This is a genomic window from Leucobacter sp. G161 (assembly GCF_001482305.1).
In the GTDB taxonomy this organism is placed as follows: Bacteria; Actinomycetota; Actinomycetes; order Actinomycetales; family Microbacteriaceae; genus Leucobacter.
In genome coordinates this window covers 1-23,818 of sequence record NZ_LOHP01000047.1, presented here as the reverse complement: position 1 = coordinate 23,818, position 23,818 = coordinate 1, and the positions used below count along the sequence as shown (strand labels likewise).

18 protein-coding genes are annotated in these 23,818 nt (G+C 66.2%); 16 read left to right on the top strand and 2 right to left on the bottom strand.

The window, feature by feature from the left end; all coding sequences use genetic code 11:
- Positions 1 to 88 precede the first annotated feature (88 nt).
- From AUL38_RS04630 to allB, 7 genes are all read left to right on the top strand, one after another.
- On the top strand, positions 89 to 1,495 hold the full coding sequence (locus AUL38_RS04630; RefSeq protein WP_059059556.1) for an NAD-dependent malic enzyme: 1,407 nt from the start codon (positions 89 to 91) through the stop codon (positions 1,493 to 1,495).
- 115 nt (positions 1,496 to 1,610) lie between these two features.
- Positions 1,611 to 2,930: an aldolase/citrate lyase family protein gene (locus tag AUL38_RS04625; protein ID WP_369795294.1), complete on the top strand. Its 1,320-nt coding sequence runs from the start codon at positions 1,611 to 1,613 to the stop codon at positions 2,928 to 2,930.
- Entirely contained in the window at positions 2,927 to 3,742 is an 816-nt protein-coding gene (locus AUL38_RS04620; RefSeq protein ID WP_059059554.1) for a bifunctional allantoicase/(S)-ureidoglycine aminohydrolase, read from the top strand. The genes AUL38_RS04625 and AUL38_RS04620 overlap by 4 nt, the downstream gene beginning before the upstream one ends.
- 235 nt (positions 3,743 to 3,977) lie before the next feature.
- Positions 3,978 to 4,757 carry a hydroxypyruvate isomerase family protein gene (locus AUL38_RS04615; protein ID WP_059059552.1) on the top strand — a complete coding sequence of 260 codons (780 nt, stop codon included), beginning with the start codon at positions 3,978 to 3,980 and terminating at the stop codon, positions 4,755 to 4,757.
- A 35-nt stretch (positions 4,758 to 4,792) separates the two neighbouring features.
- Positions 4,793 to 5,680 carry a 2-hydroxy-3-oxopropionate reductase gene (locus AUL38_RS04610; RefSeq protein WP_059059550.1) on the top strand — a complete coding sequence of 296 codons (888 nt, stop codon included), beginning with the start codon at positions 4,793 to 4,795 and terminating at the stop codon, positions 5,678 to 5,680.
- Between the two features lie 140 nt (positions 5,681 to 5,820).
- Positions 5,821 to 7,626, top strand: a complete 1,806-nt coding sequence (gene gcl / locus AUL38_RS04605; RefSeq protein WP_059059548.1) for a glyoxylate carboligase — start codon at positions 5,821 to 5,823, stop codon at positions 7,624 to 7,626.
- A 61-nt stretch (positions 7,627 to 7,687) separates the two neighbouring features.
- Positions 7,688 to 9,061, top strand: a complete 1,374-nt coding sequence (allB, locus tag AUL38_RS04600) for an allantoinase AllB (protein WP_059059743.1) — start codon at positions 7,688 to 7,690, stop codon at positions 9,059 to 9,061.
- Positions 9,062 to 9,070: 9 nt separating this feature from the next.
- Here allB and AUL38_RS04595 read toward each other — a convergent pair whose 3' ends face one another.
- Positions 9,071 to 9,844 carry an ankyrin repeat domain-containing protein gene (locus AUL38_RS04595; RefSeq protein WP_235590606.1) on the bottom strand — a complete coding sequence of 258 codons (774 nt, stop codon included), beginning with the start codon at positions 9,842 to 9,844 and terminating at the stop codon, positions 9,071 to 9,073.
- A 211-nt stretch (positions 9,845 to 10,055) separates the two neighbouring features.
- On the opposite strand from AUL38_RS04595, the gene AUL38_RS04590 reads away from it, so the two are divergent.
- The 5 genes from AUL38_RS04590 (at position 10,056) to AUL38_RS04565 (ending at position 17,214) form a co-directional block, all read left to right on the top strand.
- Complete coding sequence (locus AUL38_RS04590) at positions 10,056 to 11,552, top strand: class I adenylate-forming enzyme family protein (protein ID WP_059059546.1); 1,497 nt, start codon at positions 10,056 to 10,058, stop codon at positions 11,550 to 11,552.
- 125 nt (positions 11,553 to 11,677) lie between these two features.
- Entirely contained in the window at positions 11,678 to 13,645 is a 1,968-nt protein-coding gene (locus AUL38_RS04585) for a DUF3556 domain-containing protein (RefSeq protein WP_083506590.1), read from the top strand.
- Positions 13,642 to 15,090, top strand: a complete 1,449-nt coding sequence (locus AUL38_RS04580) for an NAD(P)/FAD-dependent oxidoreductase (RefSeq protein WP_059059544.1) — start codon at positions 13,642 to 13,644, stop codon at positions 15,088 to 15,090. Before AUL38_RS04585 ends, AUL38_RS04580 begins: the two co-directional genes overlap by 4 nt.
- Positions 15,087 to 16,364, top strand: coding sequence for a CdaR family transcriptional regulator (locus AUL38_RS04575; RefSeq protein WP_059059542.1), 1,278 nt, complete (start codon positions 15,087 to 15,089; stop codon positions 16,362 to 16,364). Before AUL38_RS04580 ends, AUL38_RS04575 begins: the two co-directional genes overlap by 4 nt.
- Positions 16,365 to 16,773: 409 nt before the next feature.
- A complete protein-coding gene (locus AUL38_RS04565) occupies positions 16,774 to 17,214 on the top strand; it encodes a type II toxin-antitoxin system VapC family toxin (protein WP_059059538.1) in 441 nt (146 codons plus the stop codon).
- On the opposite strand, the gene AUL38_RS04560 is transcribed toward AUL38_RS04565, so the two are convergent.
- Positions 17,195 to 18,907, bottom strand: a complete 1,713-nt coding sequence (locus AUL38_RS04560; protein ID WP_059059535.1) for a CdaR family transcriptional regulator — start codon at positions 18,905 to 18,907, stop codon at positions 17,195 to 17,197. The two genes, AUL38_RS04565 and AUL38_RS04560, sit on opposite strands and share 20 nt — an antisense overlap.
- 187 nt (positions 18,908 to 19,094) lie before the next feature.
- Between AUL38_RS04560 and brnQ the strand changes: the two genes are divergently transcribed.
- The 4 genes from brnQ to AUL38_RS04540 form a co-directional block, all read left to right on the top strand.
- Positions 19,095 to 20,504 carry a branched-chain amino acid transport system II carrier protein gene (brnQ, locus tag AUL38_RS04555; protein ID WP_059059532.1) on the top strand — a complete coding sequence of 470 codons (1,410 nt, stop codon included), beginning with the start codon at positions 19,095 to 19,097 and terminating at the stop codon, positions 20,502 to 20,504.
- Positions 20,501 to 21,742, top strand: coding sequence for an FAD-binding oxidoreductase (locus tag AUL38_RS04550; RefSeq protein WP_059059530.1), 1,242 nt, complete (start codon positions 20,501 to 20,503; stop codon positions 21,740 to 21,742). Before brnQ ends, AUL38_RS04550 begins: the two co-directional genes overlap by 4 nt.
- A 16-nt stretch (positions 21,743 to 21,758) precedes the next feature.
- Complete coding sequence (locus tag AUL38_RS04545; protein WP_059059528.1) at positions 21,759 to 22,688, top strand: ornithine cyclodeaminase family protein; 930 nt, start codon at positions 21,759 to 21,761, stop codon at positions 22,686 to 22,688.
- A gap of 16 nt (positions 22,689 to 22,704) precedes the next feature.
- On the top strand, positions 22,705 to 23,818 hold a 1,114-nt coding region (locus AUL38_RS04540; RefSeq protein ID WP_059059526.1), incomplete at its 3' end, for a glycosyltransferase.

Here is a 23,818-nt window from a genome sequence, read left to right as displayed (position 1 = left end):
TTCCACACAACAGAAATATATATCCACATCGTGGAAGTTGTGGTTCGGGCACTCGCCCACAAACGTTTGCAGATCGAGGAGGATCATCATGGCAACTCCCAGTCCCGGCTATTCCGTGACCATCAGGCTCAAGACCCCGTCTGGCTACACGGTCACCAGCGAAATCGTCGCAGCCGCAGGCGCGGCCGGCGCGCAGATCACCGGAGTGGACGTCGTGGAATCGCATCCCGAATCCATGGTGATCGATATGACCGCGAACACCTCGTCACCAGCCCACGTTGACGAAGTGACTGCGGCGCTGAACGCGGTGTCCGGCGTCGAGGTCGAGCATGTGAGCGACCGCACCTTCCTCATTCACTTGGGAGGCAAGCTCGAGGTCGTCCCGAAGCTCGAGCTGCGCAACCGTGACGATCTCTCACGTGCCTACACCCCAGGTGTTGCGCGGGTCTCGAAGGCTATCGCCGAAGACCGCTCGCTCGCACGAAACCTCACGGTGAAGCGCAACACGATCGCCGTCGTCACCGACGGCACGGCGGTGCTTGGGCTCGGAGACATTGGCCCCGAGGCCGCGCTGCCGGTGATGGAGGGCAAGGCAGCGTTGTTCAAGCAGTTCGCAGACGTCGACGCCTGGCCCGTGTGCCTGGATACGAAGGACGTCGAAGAGATCGTCATGATCGTCAAAGCGATCGCGCCCGTCTACGGCGGCGTGAACCTTGAGGACATCTCGGCACCGCGCTGCTTCGAAATCGAGGCGCGGCTCCGCGAGGAACTCGACATTCCCGTGTTCCACGATGACCAGCACGGAACCGCGATCGTCGTGCTCGCTGCCCTGAACAACGCGCTGCGCGTGGTCGGCAAGCGGATCGAAGACATCCGCGTGGCCGTCTCGGGTGTTGGCGCCGCAGGCAACGCGATCATCCAGCTGCTCCAGGCCTCCGGTGTGACGCACATCGTCGCGGCTGGCCGCGCGGGCATCGTCGCGCGCGACCACGAGCACAGCGATCCGCACCGCAAGTGGATCGCCGAGCACACGAACCCCGAGAACGTGACCGGCACGCTGTCTGACGCGGTCCGCGGCGCCGACGTGTTCATTGGCGTGTCTGCGCCGGATGTGCTCACCGCAGCGGACGTGCAGAGCATGGCGTCTGACGCGATCGTGTTTGCGCTCGCGAACCCCGACCCTGAAATCGATCCTGCCGTTGCGGGTCAGCACGCGGCCGTCGTTGCGACGGGCCGCAGCGACTACCCGAACCAGATCAATAACGTGCTTGCCTTCCCCGGTGTCTTCCGTGGGCTGCTCGACGCAGGCGTCTCGGATATTACGGATGAGATGCTCGTCGCCGCAGCACGGGCCATCAGCCAGAACGTCTCGGACGAGGAGCTCAACCCGAGCTTCATCATTCCGAGTGTGTTTGATCGCAAGGTAACCCGAGACGTCGCGGCGGCAATCGTCGAGACTGCGCGCGCCTCAGCCGCAGCGCCGGCCGGCAACTAGCGCGGGTCCGAGACGATGGCGGAGATCGCAATGCGCGAGAATGGAAGCGTTCTCATCGAAGAGTACGCGTCGTTTCATACGCTCCCGGCATGCCGCGAGCGAGTTGGAGGTAACAGTGGCTGAACCGTTTCGGACGACGTTCACGGAGCGTGATTTCGAGGTTGCAACTGAATGGCTGACTCCCACGGATCAGCTGCTCGAAACCGCCTACCCGGGTGATGATGGCGCACGCCAACCGATCCACACTGTGTATATCCCGGCGCAGCACTACCGCGTCGGGATCGCGCAGGAGTGGGGGCGACGGGCGGAGGAGTACGTCGCGACAGCCGGTGGGTACGCGGCGCTCGCCGATGCGCTCGAGCTGCCCACGGGTGAGCGTGACGCGGTTATTGACCGTGTGCGCGAGAAGCTCGCGACTGAACCCATCGAGGATCTGCGGATCGACTTTGAAGATGGATTCGGTGACCGCGGCGACGAAGCCGAGGATGAGGCGGCGGTCACAGCTGCTCGGACGCTCGCTGCGGATCTCGCGGCCGGGAGCGCGCCACCGTACGTGGGGATCCGATTTAAGTGTTTCGAAGCAGATACGCGAACGCGCGGCATGCGCACCCTCGACCTGTTCTTGACGGCGCTCGTCGAGGAGATCGGTGCTGGTGAACAGCCCGCGGGGTTCATCCTGACGCTGCCGAAGGTGTCAACGGTCGAGCAGGTGCACGTCATGGTGATGCTCGTTGAGCGGCTGGAACAGGACCTCGGGCTCGCCCCAGGGCAGTTGCGATTTGAGGTGCAGATTGAGACGCCGCAGGTGATTATCGCGGCTGACGGAACATTGCCGATCGCTCGCTTTCTGCGCCGCGGCGCTGGCAGGATCTCCGGGCTGCACTACGGCACCTATGACTATTCCGCTTCGCTGGGTGTTGCAGCGGCGCAGCAGTCGCTCGAACACCCCGCGGCTGACTTCGCCAAGGAGGTCATGCAGGTCGCGGTGGCTGGTACGGGTGTGCGCCTGTCTGACGGCTCGACCAACGTGATCCCTGCGGGAGACAGTGCGAGCCCGGTGCCGACGTGGCAGCTGCACGGGCGGCTCGTGCGGCGATCGCTTGAGCGTGCCTACTATCAGGGCTGGGATCTGCACCCCGCGCATCTCCCGAGCCGGTTTGCCGCGAGCTATGCCTTTTTCAGGCATGGCGTCACCGAGGTGTCGACGCGCCTGCGAAACTACGTCGAGCAAAACACCGAAGGCTTCCTCGACGAACCAGCGACCGCGAGGCCGCTCGCAGCGTTCCTCGCGAGAGGCCTGCAATCAGGGGCAGTCTCGCAGGCTGAGCTTGCCGACACTGTCGGTATCAGCCCGCAGGCACTGTTGGAAATTGCCTACCCGAGGCGCGGCCAGAGCGGCGTCGCCACCACGAACGAAGGAAATGAGGAACGATGAATTCGCCTAGCTACGCAACGGTCGATGCAACGATGCCGCCGCAGACCGACTCCCTGGGCTCTGCAGCGATCGTCAAGAATGCGTACACCGTCATTCCCGGCTCGGTCATGCGAGACATCGTCACGAGCTTCTACCCCGGCTGGGAAAAGACGCGGTCGTGGATTCTCAATCGACCGGTCGCGGGAGGTGCAACGACGTTTGCCCAAGCGATTCTTGAGGTTGAGCCCGGCGGCGGATCGGATGCGCCCGAGCCGCAGGCCGAGGTCGAGGGCTTCATCTTTGTGCTGTCGGGCGAGTTCACGCTCTGGGTTGACGGTGAGGACCACTCGCTGAGCCCCGGTGGCTACGGGTTTCTTCCCGCGGGCACCCCCTGGAAGCTACGCAATACGGGCGAGGTCGCCGGACAGTTTCACTGGTTCCGAAAGCGATATGAGCCTGTTGCTGGGCTGACGCCTCGCACGCTCATCGGGAACGAGGGCGACATCACACCGGGCGCTATGGAGGGGACTGACGGTCGGTGGTCGACTACGCGATTCTTCGATCCCGACGACCTTGCGTACGACATGCACGTGACCGTCGTGACATTTGAGCCCGGGGCGAAGATCCCATTCCTGGAAACTCACGTCATGGAGCACGGCATCTACGTGCTCGAGGGGAATGCGGTCTACCGCCTCAACGACGACTGGGTGGAGCTGCAGGCCGGCGATTACTTCTCGCTGCGAGCCTTCTGTCCGCAGGCTTGCTATGCGGGCGGCCCGGGGAAGTTCCGCTACCTGCTGTACAAGGATGTGAACCGCCAGATCGAACTCTGAGTTCGCTGCATCACTGCGCCGGGCCGACTCCGTAGTTCAGGGGTCGGCCCGGCGCTGTTGTGTCGTGAGGAAACTGCGCGTTCGCCATTGACATCGCCGGATCGGCGAACTACGATAATTCCATAACATAGAAGTTTTCTTCCACATCGTGAAAGTTCTAATCGAGAGCAGAAGCGAAACGGAAGTCGCGATCGGCGAAGCGATTCGCCCTGCACAAGGAAGTCAGGTTGATCACATGTTGTACACCGTCAACGCATCCATCCTCCTCACGGAGCTGCCACTGCTTGAGCGCCCGGCTGCGGTCAAAGCGGCTGGGTTTGATGCGGTGGAGTTTTGGTGGCCGTTCGCGGAGGCCGTTCCGGCTGACGCCGAGGTCGATGCCTTCGTGCGTGCGATTGAAGACGCGGGCGTGCAGCTCACGGGGCTGAACTTCTTTGCGGGTGACATGCCCGCGGGCGACCGCGGTCTCGTCTCCTGGAAGGGGCGGTGCGGCGAATTCAAGGACAACATCGACGTTGTCGTTGGTATCGGCGAGCGCCTCGGCACCCGCGCATTCAACGCGCTGTATGGGCTGCGGCAGGCCGAGCACGCCGCCGAGGCGCAAGACGAACTGGCGCTGAAGAACCTCACGGCGGCGGCCGAGGGCGTCGCGCGCATCGGCGGAGTCGTGCTGCTCGAGCCCGTCTCGGGGGCCCCCGGCTACCCCATCACCACCGCTGCGCAGGCCCTCGAAGTCATTGCCAAGCTCGACGTCGACAACGTCAAGCTGCTCGCAGATTTCTATCACCTTGCGGTCAACGGTGACGATGTTGCCGCTGTCATCGAACAGCACGCAGCAGACTTCGGACACATTCAGATTGCTGACGCACCAGGGCGCGGTGAGCCGGGCACCGGCGACCTGCCGCTCGCGCGCTGGATCGCGAGAAGCCGTGAACTCGGCTATGCCGGCCATATCGGCCTCGAGTACAAGCAGGCCACGGATGATCCGTTCGCCTGGACCAAGAACTTCGGATAGACCCCGCGTCTCCCACACACTGAGAAAGGCAGAACATGTCGAATATCGCCTTCATTGGCCTCGGAATCATGGGCCTCCCCATGGCAAAGAACCTTCTGGCTGCTGGCTACTCCGTCACCGGATACAACCGCAGTCAGCCAAAGATTGATGCGCTCGTTGCGGCTGGTGGCAACGGGGCCGCCTCGGTCGCGGAGGCAGTCGCTGCGGCGGACGTCATCCTGACGATGGTGCCGGACTCCCCAGACGTTGAAGCTGTCGTGAGTGGCCCAGACGGCATCTTCGCGAACGCCAAGGCGGGCTCCGTCTGGGTCGACTTCTCATCGATCCGGCCGGATGTCTCCGCGCGGCTCGCGGCCGACGCCGCAGCGAGTGGTATTCGCGCCGTCGACGCGCCCGTTTCCGGCGGCGAAGCGGGAGCGGTCGAAGGCGTGCTCTCGATCATGGTCGGCGGCGATGCCGCCGACGTCGCCGAGCTCCGCCCGATTCTTGAGGCGGTCGGCACCACCATCGTGCACGTCGGCCCCGCCGGCTCAGGTCAGACCGTGAAAGCTGCGAACCAGCTCATCGTCGCCGGCACCATTCAACTTGTCGCCGAGTCGCTCGTGTTCCTCGAAGCACACGGCGTCGACACCGAGGCAGCATTTGCGGTCCTCGCCGGCGGACTCGCCGGAAACACAATCTTTGAGCGCAAGGGGGCCTCAATGCGAGCTCGCGAATTTGATCCGGGATTCCGGATCGACCTGCACCACAAGGATCTCGGCATCGTGACGAGCGCCGCGCGCGAGGCGGGCGTGCATATTCCGCTCGGCGCAGCGACCGCTCAGATTATGGCGGCGGCCCGCGCGAAGGGCTACGGCTCACTCGACCACTCGGCGCTGCTCCTCCTCGTCGAAGAACTCTCGGGCCGCTCGACGCGCGCCTGACACTAGACCCCGGAGCCGGTGCGAACCCTACCGTTAGAACTCACACTTCTGTCGCACCGGCCCCGGCATAACCCAGGGGCAACGAAGCCCCGCCTCGACGGCACACTCGTTGTGTCCCAGTCTCACAAAGGATTCACCTCATGGCACAGATGCGCGCTGTTGATGCAGCGGTCCTCATCCTCGAAAAGGAAGGCGCGACGCAGGCTTTTGGCCTCCCGGGCGCCGCTATTAACCCGTTCTATTCCGCGATGCGTGCGCACGGCGGCATCAAACACGTGCTCGCCAGGCACGTCGAGGGTGCCTCGCACATGGCTGAGGGGTACACCCGAGCACAGCCGGGGAACATTGGGATCTGCGTCGGTACGTCTGGCCCCGCCGGCACCGACATGATCACCGGCATGTATTCGGCAGCCGCCGATTCGATCCCGATCTTGTGCATCACGGGCCAGGCGCCGGTGGCCAAGCTCGACAAGGAAGATTTCCAGGCCGTCGACATCGCCTCAATCGCGAAACCAGTGACGAAGATGGCGAAGACTGTGCTCGAGGCTGGGCAGGTTCCCGGAACGTTCCAGCAGGCCTTCTACCTCATGCGGTCGGGTCGACCGGGCCCCGTACTCATTGACCTGCCCATCGACGTGCAGCAGACCATGATCGAGTTCGATATCGATCTCTATGAGCCGCTGCCGATCGCCCGACCTGCCGCGAGCAAGGCCCAGATCGACACCGTGCTTGCCATGCTTGACGCAGCAGAACGACCGGTGATCGTTGCCGGCGGGGGCATTATCAACGCGAACGCCTCGGACGCGTTCGTTGAGCTCGCCGAAGCGCTTGACATCCCGGTCATCCCCACCCTGATGGGCTGGGGCACCATTCCCGACGATCACCGACTGATGGCTGGCATGGTCGGGCTGCAGACCCAGCACCGCTACGGGAATGAGAACCTCCTCGCGAGCGACCTCGTGATCGGGCTCGGCAACCGGTGGGCGAACCGCCACACGGGCGACCTCGACGTCTACACGGCCGGGCGCAAGTTCGTGCACATCGACATCGAGCCCACGCAGATCGGGCGGGTGTTCTCGCCGGATCTCGGCATCGTGTCCGATGCCGGGGCGGCGATCGACGGCCTCTTAGCGGCCGCACTCGAGCGCAGGGCCGCAGGCACGCTGCCCGATCGCAGCGCGTGGGTCACCGAGACGCAGGACCGCAAGGGAACGCTGCAACGCAAGACGAACTTCGACAACGTGCCCATCAAACCGCAGCGCGTGTACCAGGAGATGAACAAGGCCTTCGGGCGCGACACCAGGTACGTCACCACCATCGGGCTGTCGCAGATTGCCGGTGCCCAGATGCTCCACGTCTACAAGCCGCGGCACTGGATCAACTGCGGGCAGGCCGGGCCGCTCGGGTGGACGCTGCCGGCCGCCCTCGGGGTGGTCGTCGCCGACCCGCACACGCCGGTTGTCGCGCTGTCAGGGGACTACGACTTCCAGTTCATGATCGAAGAGCTTGCGGTCGGCGCCCAGTTCAAACTGCCGTACATTCATGTCGTCGTCAACAACTCGTATCTCGGTCTCATTCGCCAGGCGCAGCGCGGCTTCGAAATGGATTACCACGTCTCGCTTGCGTTCGACAACGTCAACAGCCCGGAAACGGAGGGGTACGGCGTCGACCACATCAAGGTCGCCGAGGGGCTCGGCTGTAAGGCGATTCGTGTGCGCGAGGTCGAGGATCTGGGAGCGGCGTTGATCCGCGCGAAGGATCTCATGAGTGAGTTCCAAGTTCCCGTGGTCGTCGAGGTCATCCTCGAACGGATCACGAACATCTCGATGAGTGGCACGTCGATCGACGCGATCAACGAGTTCGAAGAGCTGGCTGAATGCCCAGAGGATGCCCCCACCGCGACGATCCTGCTCAAGCAGCCAGCCGACGCGATCAACACGCCATAATAAGGGGGTGCTCACCGTGTTTCCGGATGAGACGCACCGCAGAATCGACGATGGAGTCCCCGTGACCAACGCCACTGATACCCAGCCCCAGCATGATGCCTTCGACCTCGTCATTCGGGGTGAGCGCGTCGTCACAACGTCGGGGATCCGGCCGCGTGAGGTCGGAGTGCGCAACGGCCGGATCATTGCGCTCGAACCATTGGGCAACGGCCTGGTGGGCAAGGAAACGATCGACCTCGGCGATGATGAGACACTCATCCCCGGGCTCGTTGACACGCACGTGCACGTGAACGAGCCGGGCCGTACTGAGTGGGAGGGCTTCGACTCGGCGACGCGTGCGGCTGCTGCTGGCGGGGTGACGACCATCGTTGACATGCCGCTGAACAGCATCCCCCCGACCGTGAACGTCGCGGGGCTGCAAGCGAAGCGAGAGGTGGCTGCGCCGCAGTCTCACGTCGACGTCGGATTCTGGGGTGGCGCGATTCCCGGCAGCATTGGCGACCTGCGTGGGCTCCACGACGCCGGTGTGTTCGGATTCAAGTGCTTCTTGCTGCACTCGGGTGTCGACGAATTTCCACCTCTCGACGCTGACGAGATGGAAGCAGTCATGCGTGAACTGCTCACCTACGACGCGATGCTCATTGTGCACGCTGAGGACTCGCGCGCGATTGACCGCGCCCCGTCACCCGAGGGGGACGTGTACGACCGCTTCCTCCACTCCCGGCCGCGCGGAGCCGAGAACCTTGCGATCTCGGAGGTGATCGAGCGTGCACGCTGGACGGGGGCACGGGCGCACATTCTGCACCTGTCGTCATCCGACGCCCTGCCGATGATTCGCTCAGCGAAACGTGACGGTGTGCGGCTGACCGTCGAGACGTGCCCCCACTACCTCGCATTGACCGCAGAGGAGATCCCCGCGGGCGGAACCGCCTACAAATGCTGCCCGCCAATCCGGGAGGCGCACAACCGTGAGCTGCTGTGGGAGGGGCTGCTCGATGGAACGATCGACTACATTGCCTCTGACCACTCGCCGTCCACCCCCGAACTCAAGGACCCCGAGAACGGTGACTTCGCGGTGGCGTGGGGCGGGGTGTCCTCGCTGCAGCTCGAGCTCCCGGTGATTTGGACCGAGGCCCGTCACCGCGGTGTGTCGCTCGAACAGGTCATCTCGTGGATGTCGACCAAGCCTGCCGCGAACGTCGGTCTCACCGGCAAAGGGATGATCGCGCCGGGGAATGATGCCGACTTCGTCATCTTTGCTGCTGACGACGCGTTCGTTGTTGACCCCGCCAAGCTCCATCACAAGAACCCGATCACGCCGTACGCCGGCAGAGCGCTGTCGGGTGTGGTGCGCAGCACCTATCTTCGTGGGCGGCTCGTCACGGGGAATGACCCGCACGGCGAACTCATTCGACGCGGCATGCTCGGGAGCTGACGTCGCCCCCTAGTACCCGCCGCCCGCACCGCGAATGAGCTCCGCCAGCGCCCACGAGCCACGCGCCTCGGCATTTGCGAGCGGGGTGTTGCCCTCGCCGTCGCGAAGATCAGGGTCTGCACCGCCTGCGAGCAGCAGCCGCACGGTCTCCTGATGCTCCGGCCCGTCGGTTCCGAGGAGCACCGCTTCTTGGAGCGCGGTCCAGCCGAGGTCGTTGACGTGGTCGGGATCGATGCCTGCCTCGAGCAGCAGCTTCGTCACACCAACATGGCCGTGCTCGCCGGCAGGAATGAGCGCGGTGCCGCCAAACCGGTTCGTGCTCGCGAGGTCAGCTCCGTGCGTGAGCGTGAGCGCGAGGATCTCTGCATAGCCTTCGGCCCCAGCGTACAGGTAGGCGCTGTCCTGGATGTCGTCTTGCGTGTTCACGTTGGCGCCGGCCTCGATGAGCGCCGTGGCCGCTGCGACGGCGCCTGCTTTGGTCGCCGCGATGAGTGGGGTCATTCCGCCCTCGCCGCGCAACTCGATGTCGGCTCCGCGCTCGATCGCTGACAGTGTCGCGGGCCCGTCGTTCGCGGCGATCGCCGCGGCGAGATCCGCGTTCGCCTGCGGGTCTGGCGTTGCCGGCGCGCTCGGCTCGGACGAGGGCGTCGGGGGTGCCGGTGTGGGGGTGGGAGCGGGAGGCTCAGCGGCGCACCCTGCGAGCAATGTGAGGGTTGCAGCGACCGCGAGGGGGAGGATCGCCCTGCGGGCGCTCGGGGTGCGGAAGAAGGGCGTGTGGGACACGGTGCAAACTCTCCTCGGGGTGTGACGGTGAGCGTAATCGTAGTCGCCCCAAAAGTGCCGCACATCTGACTGCTCGCGCGCGCATATGCAAACTGCACACTGTGCGCGCAGAGCTGGGCCAACAACGGCAAGGACGGCCCAGAATCTGCCTCGTAGCATTGCGAGTGCACCCCGGAAACCGGTCATTGAGGACCACTGGGAAAGGATGGCAATGAGGCTGAAACACCTACTCTGGGAATCTCCCGCAGCTGGCACACGCCACGAATGCCTCGGCGACGAGCGCGGCATGCTGACCTATCAAGAGGTCGACGCTCGTGCCCGCGCTACCGCGGAGCAGTTCGCGGAGGCCGGCATCGGCGAGGGCGACGTCGTCGGGATCATGCTGGAGAACAGCGTCGAACTGCTGCTCGGCATCCTCGGGGCGTGGCTGCTCGGTGCCGTAGCCACACCCATCAACACCACTTTCACGGGCCGCGAACTGCAGTACCAGCTCGCCGACTCGACGACGAAGCTGCTGCTCACCTCCGCCGAGGTGCTCCCCGCGGACACGCCTCTGGATGTGACTCGCCTCGATGTCTCCGCGATGCGGACGAGCGCCAGCGGCACGGTCCCGACACCGGTCACCCCGCCCTCGCAGCTCGCGTTGCTCATCTACACGAGCGGCTCCACAGGACAACCGAAGGGCGTTATGCTCGACCACGCCAACCTCCACGCCATGACGAGCGGGCTGGCGGAGCACCTCGAGCTCACCGCGGTGGATCGTGCGCTGGTGGTGCTACCGATGTTCCACGTGAACGCGATCTGCGTGAGCTGGCTCGCACCGATACTCGTCGGCGGGTCCACCGTGGTGATGCAGCGGTTCACTCCCGCGGTATTGGTTGACGCAGTCGCCAGGTTCCAACCCACGTACTTCTCGGTGGTTCCGGCGATCCTCGCGCGACTCGTCGAACTCCCCGCCGAGCAGCAGCCCGACTTCGGTTCGGTGCGCTTTGTGATCTGCGGCGCGGCCCCCGTGTCGGCAGAGCTGCTGCAACTCAGCGGCGACCGCTTCGGATTGCACATCATTGAGGGCTACGGCCTCACCGAATCGACCTGCGCATCGGCATGCATTCCGCTGCGCGGCCCGCACAAGCTCGGCACTGTCGGCCCGGCCATCGCCGGCCAACAGATCAAGCTCGTGGATTCGCTCGGAGCGGCAGTGCCGACGGGGGAGCGCGGCGAGGTCTGGATCAGCGGCCCAACCGTTATGCGCGGCTATTTCGGCAGGCCCGACGCGACCGCAGAGACCATCGTTGACGGCTGGCTTCGCACCGGTGACGTCGGTGTGCTCGACGGGGATGGCTACCTCAAGATTGTGGATCGCATCAAGGACATGATCATTCGCGGGGGCGAAAACCTGTACCCGAAGGAGATCGAGGCCCACCTCGCCCAGCACCCAGCCGTGCTCGAGTCTGCCGTCGTCGGTGCCGTCCACGCGTCCCTCGGCGAGGTGCCGGTCGCGTACGTCTTGCCGCAGCCCGGGGCGAGCGTCAGCAGCGAGGAACTGCTCGCGCACTGCGCTGCTGGGCTCATGAAGATTAAGGTGCCTGCTCGCCTGGAGATCGTTGCGGACCTGCCACGTAATCCGGTCGGCAAGATCGACAAACCCGAACTGCGGCGGCGCACCGCGCCGGTCGCCGCAGTTCAGCCCGTGGCGGTGAGCGTCTAGCGGCGCCCCGCCACTCACACAGGGGTCCCCGGCGAACGCCCGGGTGACGCCCTTCCTTGCGGCACCCAAAACACGCCGCACACCACCCGTAGTTCGCCAGAAAACCTGTCACCAAAGGAGTTGTCATGGGTTTTACAGATAATCGGTTCCCCAATGTGGAACCGGAAACGTTCATCCAGCGCCCGCTGCAGGAGCGCCTGAAAGTCCTCACTGCCCAGTGGGCAGAGTGGGGTTTCGGCGCGGCCAAAAACATCTCGGTGCTGTACCTCGCGAAGGTATTCGGCGCCTGGCTCATCGGCGGCCTGCTGCTCGTCACGCTGACCTCGCAGCTCAATCCGCTCGACCCGGGCTCGTGGTGGATGAACCCCATCGTGTACCAGAAGCTGCTCGTCATGACGATGCTGCTCGACGCAATCGGCGTCGCGGGCTCCTGGGGGCCGCTCGCCGGAAAGTTCGGCCCACTCACCGGGGGGATCCTGTTCTGGGCGCGTCCCGGAACCATCAAGATGCGCCCGTACAAGTGGATCCCGTTCACGGGCGGCAACCGCCGTACCGTCTTCGACGTGTTCTTGTACTTCGGATTCCTGTTCGCGATGGGCATCGCACTCTTCTCGCCGGGACAGACGGCAGCATCCCTGCCCGCTCTCGGCCGGTTCCAGGTGTTCCTCACCGACCCCGCGAACGGCGTACCGACCTGGCTCTCCCAGCACGCCGAGAGCTTCCAGCTCATCCAGACGACGCCGCTCGTGTTTGCCGTGGTGTTGTTGCTGCTCATCGGTCTGCGTGACAAGACGATCTTCCTCGCGGCCCGCGCGGAGCAGTACCTGCTGCCGATCGTGTTCTTCATCGTGTTCCCTGGCTTCTTCGAGGTGACAGACATGATCATCGCGCTGAAGATCTTCCTCGTCACGGTTTGGGTCGGTGCAGGCTTCTCGAAGCTCAACCGGCACTTCAGCCTCGTCATCCCGCCGATGCTCAGCAACACCCCGTTCTGGCCGCCGCGCTGGCTGAAGAAGTCGATGTACAAGGACTTCGACGGGGCAGACCTCCGGCCGAGCCGCCCCGCACACCTCATCGCGCACGTGCTCGGCACGATCGTCGAGATCGGGGCTCCCCTCGTGATGCTGTTCGTCGTCGGCTCGTCGTTTGGCGGCCAGCTCACGGTGACGCTCGCGACGCTGCTCATGGTGGGCTTCTGCCTGTTCATCATCTCGACGTTCCCGCTCGCGGTTCCGCTCGAGTGGAACATGCTGTTCGCCATCTGCGCCCTCATCTTCTTCATCGGCTACCCGAACTCGGCCGGCTTCAGCGTGTTCGACATGTCGCAGCCGTGGCTGCCGTTCGCGGTGATCGCGATCCCGCTGTTCTTCGTGATCTTCGGCTCGATCCGCCCCGATAAGGTGTCGTTCCTTGCATCGCTGCGCCAGTACGGCGGCAACTGGGCGTCGGCGCTCTGGGCGATCCACCCGGACGCCGAGCAGAAGCTGCGCCGGGTGTACCGCCCGACAACGGACCAGATCGAGCAGCTGCAGACCATGGGGCTGCCGTACCCGCTCGCGGAGACGTTCCTCCAGATGACGATTGGCTGGCGGTCGCTGCACAGCCAGGGGCGCGGGCTGTTCTCCGTGCTGCTGGATCGGGTGCCAGACATCAATCACCGCCGCGTGCGCGAGGCCGAGTTCGGCTGCAACGCGATGCTCGGCTTCAACTTCGGTGAGGGGCACCTGCACGACGAGGGGCTCATCGAAGCGATCCAGGAGCAGGCGCAGTTCGAGCCGGGCGAGTTCATCGTTGCCTGGGTGGAGTCCGAGGCGCTGTGGCGCGGGCACCAGAACTACAAGATCATCGACGCAGCGCTCGGCGTCGTCGAGACTGGGCGTTGGCAGGTGAAGGATGCCGTCTCCGAGCAGCCGTGGCTGCCGAACGGCCCGATCCCGCTGACGGTCACCTGGCGGTCGCCCGAGTTCGAGCAGCTGCGCTTCACCGCAACCGATATTGTTGGGCCAGACGCAGCGGTGCTCGGGGTTGATACCGCGGCGCTGAATCAGTTCGTGGCGGAATCAGAGGTGCTTGTGGAGGTACGGGAGCGATGACCACAGCGGTCGTAGTTGGTAGCGGGCCGAACGGGCTCGCTGCCGCGACCGTGCTCGCCCGCGCGGGCGTCGACGTCACCGTCGTTGAGGCCGCGGATCAGCTCGGAGGGGGCGCTCGCTCGGTCGAGTCCCCCCTCGCGGGGCTCGTGCAGGATCACTGCGCGGCCGTGCACCCGATGGCTCCCGGATCGGCGTTCTTTCACACCCTCGACCTGCAGGCGATGGGCGTGCGGTGGGCCTACGCGCCGATCGATGCCGGGCACCCGCTCGACCGGGGCGAGCCCGGGATCCTGCGCACCTCCGTTGCCGAGACCGCGGCGGGCCTCGGCCGCGACGGTGCGCGCTGGGAAGCGGCGTTCGGGCCATCGTCCCGCGCCTTCGACAGGCTCTCCGGCGTCATCATGTCGCCGATGCTCCGGGTGCCGAGGCACCCGCTGCTGCTCGCCAGGATGGGGCTCGTTGCCGGGCCCCCGCCGGCCCTCGTCGGGAAGCTCTTCCGTGAGGAGCGCGCACGCGCCCTGTTTATGGGGGTCGCTGCCCATGCGTTGCAGCCGCTCACCCTCCCGCTCGTGACCGGCATCGGCGCGGGCATCATCATCGCGGGGCACGCCGTGGGCTGGCCCGTCGTCGAGGGCGGCACCGGCCGCTTCACCGACGCGCTCGTCGCCATGCTCCGCGGCATGGGGGTGAAGTTTGAGACCGGAACGCTCGTGACCAGACTGCACGAACTGCCGCCGCGGGACATTACGATCCTCGACGTGCACCCGCGGGCCGCAGCGAGCATCCTCGCCGAGCAGCAGCCGCAGGGCGCGCGCCGCGCGTACCGCTCATTCAAGCCGGGCCCTGCCGCGTTCAAGGTCGATTTCGCCGTCGACGGCGGGATCCCGTGGCGCGACCCCGAGCTCGCGCATGCGGGCACCGTGCACGCTGGCGGCACGGCAGAAGAGATCATCGCCACCGAGAAACAGGTGGCTGCCGGGCAGATGCCCGAGCGGCCCTTCGTGCTCGTCGGGCAGCAGGCGGCGGCCGATCCGTCGCGCGCAAATGGCTCCATCCACCCGATCTACGCCTACGCACACGTGCCCAACGGCTACACGGGCGACGCAACCGAGGCGATCATCGCGCAGATCGAGCGCTTTGCGCCCGGCTTCCGCGAGCGGATCGTCGCGCTGAGCGCGCGCACGCCGGCCGAGAGTGAAACCGAAAATCCGAACTTCATCGGTGGCGACATCCTCACGGGTGCAAAATCGCCGCTGCAGTTCCTCCTCGGGCCCCGACTCAGCGCGCAGCCCTATGACACCGGGGTCTCCGGCGTCTACCTGTGCTCTGCGGCGACGCCTCCCGGCCCGGGGATCCACGGCATGGGCGGCTTCAATGCGGCGAACCGCGCGCTCAGCGTGCTTGCGCGAGGCAGCCGCACTCCGCTCGAGACGGTGACCGCATGAGCAGGCCGGAGAGCGCCGAGCACGACCGCGAGATGCGCGAGCTCATCGTGCGGGTCGGGCACATCATCCAAGAGATGACCCCGCAGATTGTCGAGGAGATGACCGACCTGCTGTCGGAGCGGGTGTCGGGGCTCGACAAGGATGCGCAGATGATCCAGATGTTGCGCGCCAGCGTCGACGGAAACGTGTGGACCATCGGCCACATCCTGACGAACGACATAGCGATCGAATCGGTGCAGCCGAGCACGGCCGCCGTCGAGTACGCGATGCGCCTCGCGCAGCAAGACGTGCAGCTCGGCTCGCTCACGCGGGCCTACTACCTCGGACAATCGCTTGTCGTCCGGCGCGGGATCGACGTCGTCGACGGCCTCGGGCTCGAAGACAAAGACCAGCAGATGAACCTCGTGCGGTGGATCACGGACGTCATCCACAACTACATCGACTGGATGCTCCAGTACGTCACCGACGTGTATGTCGCCGAGCAGGCGAAGTGGTGGACGGCGCGAGCGGTCACGAACGCCGCCGCCGTGCTCAAGACGCTGCGCGGTGAGCCGATCTCTGCGGCGGGCTTCGAATCCCGCACGAAGTACTCCCTCGAGCAGCACCACGTCGCCCTCATCGCGTGGCTCGAGTTCGACACCTCCGATACCGACGAGCAGCGCCAGATCGACCAGCTGCTTCGCCGAATCGCCGCGATTCTCGGCTCCCCGAAGCCCCCGCTCATCACCGCGGCCGACCGGATGACGGCGTGGGCGTGGGTCGCGACCCCGACGCTTGACCTCTCCGCCGAGACGCTCGCGCGGGTAGCGAAGCTTGCCGAATCGGAGGAGGCGAACAACATTCGCGTCGCCATTGGTGTGCCGGCGCACGGTGTCGCCGGCTTTCGGCGCAGCCACGAACAGGCAACGAAAGCTCGGCTCGTGGCGCTCGGCGCGCAGCGCTTCCGCGAATCGCAGCTCGTCGCGTTCAGCGACCCCGACGTCGGGTTCCTGTCGCTGCTCATGCACGACCCGAAGAGCGCGATCACCTGGACGCACGAGATCCTCGGCCCCGTTGCGGCCAGCGGCGAGCAGCACGCCGCCCTGCGCGAGACGCTCGCCACGTTCTACGCGACGGGGGAGAACTCCTCGAAGACCGCCGAGGTGCTCGGGCTGCACCGCAACACCGTCAGGCAGCGGGTTGCCCGGTTCGAGCAGGAGCGCGGCGGAGAGCCTGTGAACGGGATGGAGATCTCGCTTGCGCTGAAGCTGTTCGACCTGCTCGGTGACGGCTGAGCTGTGGTGAGCGCTCCTGACGACCGCCTCCCGAGTGTGTAGACGGCCCCACGCGTTCAACCTCTCGATGGTAAAATCGTCAGGACAACATGCCGGAGGTTCGAATGCAACACATGGCGAAACCTGTCTCAGCCCGCGAAGTACACCAACGTTCGGGGCAGATCTTACGTGCGTCACGTGATGGTGTTCTTGTCACGCCAGTGACGTTCGGCAAATCCGGGAGAATCCAGAGTTACATCGTCCCCGCCAACGTCGAAGCCGCGCGTGAGTTGCTCGCACTTCTGCAGGCAGAGGAGGAAGTCGCTGCACAGTCGCGAACGGCCCGCGAGCGGTTCGCAGCCGCACGGAGACCCATGGGCGGGAGGCCCGCCGAGGTGCTGCGTGAGACACGGGAGGCCGAAACCTACTGATGATCTACGTCGACACGTCCGCGCTCGTACGGCTCCTAGATTCGAACCATGACTCAAGCCAGCGGATCAGTGAGTACTTCGACACCCACTCCATGTGGGACCGTATCGTTCTCAGCAATCTCAACGCGCTCGAATGTGAACGCATTGCGGTCCGCGAACACCTCAGCGGCAATAGGCAACTAGCGGCCCAGCTGCGATCCGCGGTCGCAGAGCTCTGGGACGGTGTTCCCCGGGTCGCGACTATCGACGATCGCGTTGTCCGGCGTGCCCAGTTGATTGGGTGCCATGTCAAGTCTCTGGATGCCCTGCACTTAGGGCTGGCTATCGGCATGGCGGCGCACACGATTGTTACCTACGATACACAGATGTCGGCAGCGGCGCGGTGGCTCTCAGCGAGCGTTGCTTGGCCCGATGTCGAGCTCACAGTGGTGGCTCCATAACGGCGGCTCCCCGTGCCCGAACAGATGAGGTCAGGCGGCTGCGCATCGCGAGCTGCAGCGCGACGAGGAGCCGGTCCTCGGACCGTGCGAGGTCGAAGCCGGTGAGTTCCTGCGCTCGGCTCACCCGGTATCTCAGCGTATTCGGGTGCACGTCGAGGAGACGCGCAGCCTCCCGCGCGTTGCAGCCGGCGTCGATGTAGGTGTCGAGCGTCATGAGGAGGTCGGCGTCGAAGCGGCGGTCGTAGTCTGCGAGTGTCGCGATGCGCGGATCGACGAGCTCAGGCCGCTCGCTGAGTAGGTGCACGGCCTCCCGCAGGAGCACGGAGGTCCGCGATGCGCGGAACGACGTCACCCGGGTGTCGCTGTCGCGCGTGGCGTCGAGGACGCGGTCGGCCTCGGCCCGCGCCCCCGCGACCTGCTCGAAGCCCTCGACCGGGGCGACGAGCGCGAGGTGGAGCGGGGTGCCAGCGAGCTTCGGGTGTGGATCGAATCGCGTCACAAGCTGCTCCGCCCACTCCTCGAGGCGGTGCGGGTGTTGGAGCTGGGGGAGGAGGGCGTACGCCCGCGACCCCATGAGTACGAAGCGGGCCTGGGGCGCGAACGCACCGACGTGGAGTCGGAGCATGCGCGCAATCTCGGCCATTGCCTCCTGGCCCGCTCGGTCGTCGGTGCGGGACGGGGTGACGGCGATAACTGCTGCGTCGCCGAAGTCCGGGAGTTCGAGGAACGCGGCCGCGGTGCCCGCGTCGACGCCACCGTGTTCCCCGAAGACGCGCTGCAGCATCATCTCAGCGGCGGAGGGCGCGTCCGCGTCCCTGGTAAGCACGCGCGCGGCAGCGCCCGCGCCACCGCGGACGATCGTCGCCGCGTCGCTACTGAACCCGTGCGCTCCCTCCTGCAGCCAAATCGAGCCGATGAATTTCCCCGAGGGCGAGTGAATCCCGGTGACGAGCCTGGGGCGCATGCCGAGCGCGGCATGCGCTGGCACCGAGACCACCTCGCGCGAGGTCTGGATCGTGCGCATCACGCCCCACTCATTGAGCAACCGCATGGAGTCCGCCGGCGCCTCGCGGCCGAGGATCGCGCGAATGCGGAGGTCGTCGGCGGTGCCGTCAGAGGGGGAATACGCGAGCACGCTCGAGTCTGGCCGCTCGATGGTCACCATGCCGCCTGCGCCCTCGGCGATCACCGATGCGAGCTCCGAGAGGTCGCTAAATGTCGAGCTGGCGCCGGCGCCGATGGTGGCCGCTGCGCGGAGCTGCGCGCGGTCGAGGCGGCGCGACATGGCAGCCAGCAGCACGTCCCAACGTGCGAGCTGATCGACGACGACGAGCGCGATCTGGGCCTTGCCCGCCGCGGCCCTGATGGCCTCGGAATCGGTGTCTTCCCTGAGCATGAGCGCGAGGGGCCGTTCGGGCGAACGGTACTGCGTGTGCGCGGTGAGCCACCGCTCAACGAGGTCAGCGTCGACGCCGACGAAGAGCACGAGGTCTGCGTGCGGTGCGGCCCAGGGTTGCGGGGTGAGGTCTGAGGGTTCGATGAGTGCGACTGTGCCGATACTCGGGTTCGCGCCCGGGCGGGGCAGCACGACCTCGCGTACCGCGGAATCGAGCGCGGCGACGAGCTCCTCGAGCCCCACCGCGGTTCGGGGTTCGGCAGCGAGCGGGCCAATGCGATCGAAGGGTTCGTGCATAGTGATAATGATAGGCGCAAATATTTGCCACCTTGCACGGTGCGCGGGCTGGGCTGAACGTGCTTTGATTAAGCCGACGTGCGGGAGCGCTCGCGCCCCGCACCTATTTTTGCCACCTCAAGGAGGAGACCGTGCAACTCACGACTTTCACGCCGCACATCACGTGCCTGGCGAACGGCTGCCAGCGATGACCGGCGACAAGAAGCTTTCACCGTTCCAGATGCTCGCGCTGGGGCTGCTGCTCTTTGCGATGTTCCTCGGCGCAGGCAATACGATCTTCGCCCCGATGGTCGGACAGGCCGCCGGCAACGAGATGTGGATCCCGATGACGGGATTCCTCGTGACCGGCGTCGGCCTCGTGCTGCTCGCGATCATCGCGCTCACCATGGCGGGCGGCACCGTCGAGCAGCTCGCATCGCGCGTGCACCCCGCGTTCTCGTTCATCTTCTGCCTACTGCTGTTCCTCGCGCTCGGGCCGCTGTACGTGAACCCGCGCACCACCTCAGTGGTCTACGAAATCTCGGTGAAGCCGATCCTCGGCGAGGGGCTGACGCAGGGCCCGTGGGCGCTGCTCATCTTCTCCGTGATCTTCACGCTGCTTGGCGTCTACCTGTCGCTCACCCCGTCGAAGCTTGTCGACCGCGTTGGCAAGGTGATTACCCCGATCTTCTCGGTGCTGCTCATCGTGATCGTCGTGAAGTCGATTGTTACGCCGATGGGTGAGCTGCACGACGCAGTCGACCCGTACCGCGACGGTGCCTTCATCAAGGGCTTCACCGAGGGATACCTCACGATGGATGCGCTCGCAGCCCTCGTGTTCGCCGGCGTCTTCATCCAGTCGATCCGCGGCCAGGGCATTTCGAGCCGCAAGGGCATCTCGATGACGTTCCTCAAGGCCGGCATCATCACGATCATTGGCCTCGCGCTGCTGCACATTTCGCTCGCGTGGATCGGCGGATCGAGCGTCGACTCGATCGGCCGCCCCGACAACGGCGGCACCGTCATTTCGGAAGCCGCGCGCACCCTGCTCGGCTACCCGGGTGTGCTGATGATCGGCCTCGTGATCTTCCTCACCGGCATCACGACGCTCGTCGCCTGCCTCACCGCGGTCGCCGACTTCTTCGCGAAGCGCTTCCCGAAGGTGTCGTATAAGACCTGGGTGTGGATCCACGCGGCTGCCGGCCTCGTGTTCGCGAACTTCGGTCTGCAGGCGGTGCTCTCGGCCGCGCTGCCGATCCTGTTCCTGCTGTATCCGCTGGGCATGACCCTCATCGTGCTCGCACTCTTCGACCGCTTCTTCGGCGGCCGCAGGGCCGTGTACATCGGAGCCACGATCGGTGCTGGCGCGATCGCAATCCTCGACGCGGTCAAGGCCGCGGGCTTCCTCGTCGACGAGCTCAACGCCGCCTTTGCTTGGCTGCCGATGTTCGCCGATAACGGCGGCTGGATCCTGCCGGCAATTCTCGGCGGCGTCATCGGCTACCTCATTGGCCGCGCGAAGGGCGAGCCCGCAATTGACCGCACCGCACACATCTCCGTCATTGACGAAGACTCCGTTTCTGCGCACCCCGTAGCGAAAGGCGTACCCACCGAATGACCCGCGTGATCGTGATCGGGGCCGGCGCTGTCGGCCTCGCCTCCGCCTATTACCTCCGGAAGTCGGGTTGTGAGGTCACCGTCATTGACGAGGCCCCGCTCGCGGCGAAGGCGTCGGGGCACAACGCCGGCTGGCTCATTCCGAGCATGTCGACGCCCGTGCCCGCCCCGGGCATGATGCTGCAGGCGATGAGGTGGATGGTGCAGCCGGACAGCCCGCTGTACGTCACGCCGTCGCTGAAGCCGAGCTTCATCGGCTTCATGCTGCGCATGCTGCGGAGCTGCACGGACGCGAAGTTCCGCGAGGGGTCGGCGGTGCTCGCCGGGCTCAGCGCGACCGCGCTGTCCGACTTTGACGAGCTCGCCGCCGAGGGCGTCGAGTTTGAGCAGCACCAGGAGCCGCTCGCGATGCTCTTCACCGACGCGAGCCACGTCGACGGCCGGGTCCGTGAGCTCGAGCTGCTCGACGGGAAGCTGCCCGGGTTCTCGTGGCGGCACATGACCGAGCAGGATCTGCGCGGGCATCTGCCGGAGCTCTCGGACAACGTTGTCGCCGGCATCGAGTCACGCGGGGATCGCTCGGTCGACCCCGGCTCGTTCGTGCACGGGCTCGCGGACGCCTGCCGCAAGCTCGGCGTCGAGATCCGCCTCGGCACCGCCGCAGCACTCGAGCAGGGCGCGGGTGGCGAGGTCACCGTGCGCGTCGGGGCGGAGACGCTGCGCGCCGACAAGATCGTTGTCGCGGCCGGCGCTTGGAGTAACGAGGTGCTGCGCGGCATCGGCGCACGCATCCCGCTGCAGTCTGGCAAGGGCTACGGCTACGATTTTCCGATCGTGGCTGGCGGGCCGACGAAGCCGATGTATCTCGCGGAGGCGAAGGTCGCGATCACACCGCTCAACGACCGGGTCCGTCTCGCGGGCACCATGGGCTTCGGCGGGCTCGACGAGTCGATCAAACCGCGCCGCGCCGGCGGGATCCTCACTGGCGTGAACTCGTACTTCGAGGGCTGGCCCGACCTGGAACGGGCGCCCGAGCCCTGGACCGGGCTGCGGCCGATGACCCCGGACGGGGTGCCAATTATCGGCCCGCTCTCGAAGCACCCCAACGTGCTCGTCGCGACCGGGCACGTTATGCTCGGGATCAGCCTCGCCCCGACGACGGGCAAGCTCATCGCTGAGCTGGCGACCGGCGTGGCACGCCCGGAGCAGCTCCGCGGCATCTCCGCCGACCGGTTCTAACACGAAGGAAACCCTCATGATTGCCCCGACCGGACTCCCGTTCCTCTCCGCCGCCGAGGTGCGCGCGCAGATCAACCCCGACACCGCGCGCGGGCTCATCGAGCGCGCACTGCTTGAGGGGTTCAACCCTGCCGATGACCCGGCACGACAGTCGGTCGACGCGGGGGCAGGACATCTGCTGCTCATGCCGTCAAGCCTGGGCCAGTCGGTGGGCGTGAAGATTGCATCGGTGTCGCCGGACAACCCGGCACAGGGGCTGCCGCGTATCCAGGCGCTCTACCTGCTCATGGATGCTGCGACACTGACCCCGCAGCTGCTCGTCGACGGATCGGCGCTCACCGTGATCCGCACGCCCGCGACGACCGCGGTCGCTGTTGACAGGCTCGCGGCTCCCGAGGCGACCCGGCTTGTCGTATTCGGCAGCGGCCCGCAGGCCGTCGACCACGTGGTTGCGTTCACCAAGATTCGCGACCTCACCGACATTCGGCTCGTCGGACGCAACCCGGAGCGCACCGCGCCCGCGATTGCGCAGCTCGCGGAGCTCGGCATCACCGCGACCCTGGGCGTACCTGGCGATGTTGCGGACGCAGACATCGTGCTCTGCGCGACGTCTGCGCAGGATCCGGTGTTCGACGGCACACTCATCAAGGACGGCGCGTGCGTCGCGGCAATGGGCTCTCACGAGGCCGACCGGCGCGAGCTGCCAGGCGACCTCATGGGGCGGTCGCTTGTCGTCGTCGAAGACCATGAGACCGCGCTGCGGGAGGCCGGCGACGTCATCATGGCTGCTGCCGAGGGCAATCTCGACATGGATGCGCTGCAGGGCCTCGCCGCGCTCGTGCGCGGCGACATCGCGCGCGACCCGCAGCGCCCGAACGTCTTCAAGGGCACGGGCATGTCCTGGCAGGATCTCGCGGTCGCGTCGGGACTCACCCCGCCGAACTAGGGGATACGCTCGTATGATGGGTGTTATCGGGGAAACGCAGCGACTGCGCATTGGCTTCGTCATGCTCCACACCTCGCCGCTCGACGTGCCGGGTACGAAGGACGCCGGTGGCATGAACGTGGTCGTGCGGGCGCAGGCGCATGCGCTCGCCCGCGCTGGGCACACGGTGCGAATCTTCACACGGCGGGCGGACGAGACGGCCGCCGAGGTTGTTGAGCTCGCACCCGGCCTCACCGTCATCCACCTCGACGCAGGCCCGGCACGGCTGCTCGCGAAGGGCGACCACGAGTCGGTGCTTCCCGCGTTCGAGACCGCGCTCGCCGGGGTGCTCGCGCATGCGCCGGTTGACCTGTTGCACGCAGAGCACTGGTTTTCTGGGATCGCCGCGCTGCCCGTCGCACGGCGGGCCGGGGTGCCGCTCGTACAGAGCTTCCACTCGATCGCGGTCGCCGAGGCTTCGGCACAGCCGGGGGAGCGGCCCGAATCTCCTGGCCGGCTGCCGGGGGAGCGGTGGCTTGCGCGCGAAGCGGATCTGCTGGTGGCGGTGAGCGAGGCCGAGCGACGCGAGATCGTTGCGGATCTCGGCGGCGACCCCGCACGAGTGCTCGTCGTCCCGCTCGGCGTCGACGCGGAGCTCTTCCGGCCGTGCTCGCAGGACGAGTGTCGGGAGCGCGCCGAGTGGCTGCGCGACGGGGGCCTCGCGGAGGTGTTGACGGTTGGCCGGCTGCACCCGCTCAAAGCATTCGACCTCGCTATCGCCGCGGTCGCAGCGATCCCAGCTGCGGAACGTCCGAGCCTGCGCATTATCGGTGCGTCACCACCGGACGGCGACGACTACGCGCGTGGCCTGCACGACCAGGCTGCTCGACTGGGGGTGCTCGGGACGACCGCGTTCGACGGCGCGCTGCCTCGCCCCGAACTCGCGAAGCGGATCCGCCGTGCGAGCCTCGTGCTCGTTCCCTCGCAGACCGAGACGTTTGGCCTCGTTGCTCTCGAAGCGGCGGCCAGCGGTGTCCCCGTGATCGCTCGCGCCGTGGGCGGGCTGCGAGAGGCCGTCATCGACGGCGAGACCGGCGTGCTCGTGTCAGGAGACGACCCCGACACCTGGGCGGCAGCGATCGCGGAGCTAC

What these genes read in the sequence shown, in the direction of transcription:
- AUL38_RS04585 (WP_083506590.1), top strand. Translation starts at nt 11,678, where the DNA reads ATGGGTTTTACAGATAATCGGTTCCCCAATGTGGAACCGGAAACGTTC.
- AUL38_RS04620 (WP_059059554.1), top strand. Translation starts at nt 2,927, where the DNA reads ATGAATTCGCCTAGCTACGCAACGGTCGATGCAACGATGCCGCCGCAG.
- AUL38_RS04580 (WP_059059544.1), top strand. Translation starts at nt 13,642, where the DNA reads ATGACCACAGCGGTCGTAGTTGGTAGCGGGCCGAACGGGCTCGCTGCC.
- AUL38_RS04630 (WP_059059556.1), top strand. Translation starts at nt 89, where the DNA reads ATGGCAACTCCCAGTCCCGGCTATTCCGTGACCATCAGGCTCAAGACC.
- AUL38_RS04560 (WP_059059535.1), bottom strand. Translation starts at nt 18,907, where the DNA reads ATGCACGAACCCTTCGATCGCATTGGCCCGCTCGCTGCCGAACCCCGA.
- AUL38_RS04610 (WP_059059550.1), top strand. Translation starts at nt 4,793, where the DNA reads ATGTCGAATATCGCCTTCATTGGCCTCGGAATCATGGGCCTCCCCATG.
- AUL38_RS04565 (WP_059059538.1), top strand. Translation starts at nt 16,774, where the DNA reads ATGATCTACGTCGACACGTCCGCGCTCGTACGGCTCCTAGATTCGAAC.
- AUL38_RS04545 (WP_059059528.1), top strand. Translation starts at nt 21,759, where the DNA reads ATGATTGCCCCGACCGGACTCCCGTTCCTCTCCGCCGCCGAGGTGCGC.
- brnQ (WP_059059532.1), top strand. Translation starts at nt 19,095, where the DNA reads ATGACCGGCGACAAGAAGCTTTCACCGTTCCAGATGCTCGCGCTGGGG.
- AUL38_RS04550 (WP_059059530.1), top strand. Translation starts at nt 20,501, where the DNA reads ATGACCCGCGTGATCGTGATCGGGGCCGGCGCTGTCGGCCTCGCCTCC.
- AUL38_RS04615 (WP_059059552.1), top strand. Translation starts at nt 3,978, where the DNA reads ATGTTGTACACCGTCAACGCATCCATCCTCCTCACGGAGCTGCCACTG.
- AUL38_RS04575 (WP_059059542.1), top strand. Translation starts at nt 15,087, where the DNA reads ATGAGCAGGCCGGAGAGCGCCGAGCACGACCGCGAGATGCGCGAGCTC.
- AUL38_RS04590 (WP_059059546.1), top strand. Translation starts at nt 10,056, where the DNA reads ATGAGGCTGAAACACCTACTCTGGGAATCTCCCGCAGCTGGCACACGC.
- gcl (WP_059059548.1), top strand. Translation starts at nt 5,821, where the DNA reads ATGGCACAGATGCGCGCTGTTGATGCAGCGGTCCTCATCCTCGAAAAG.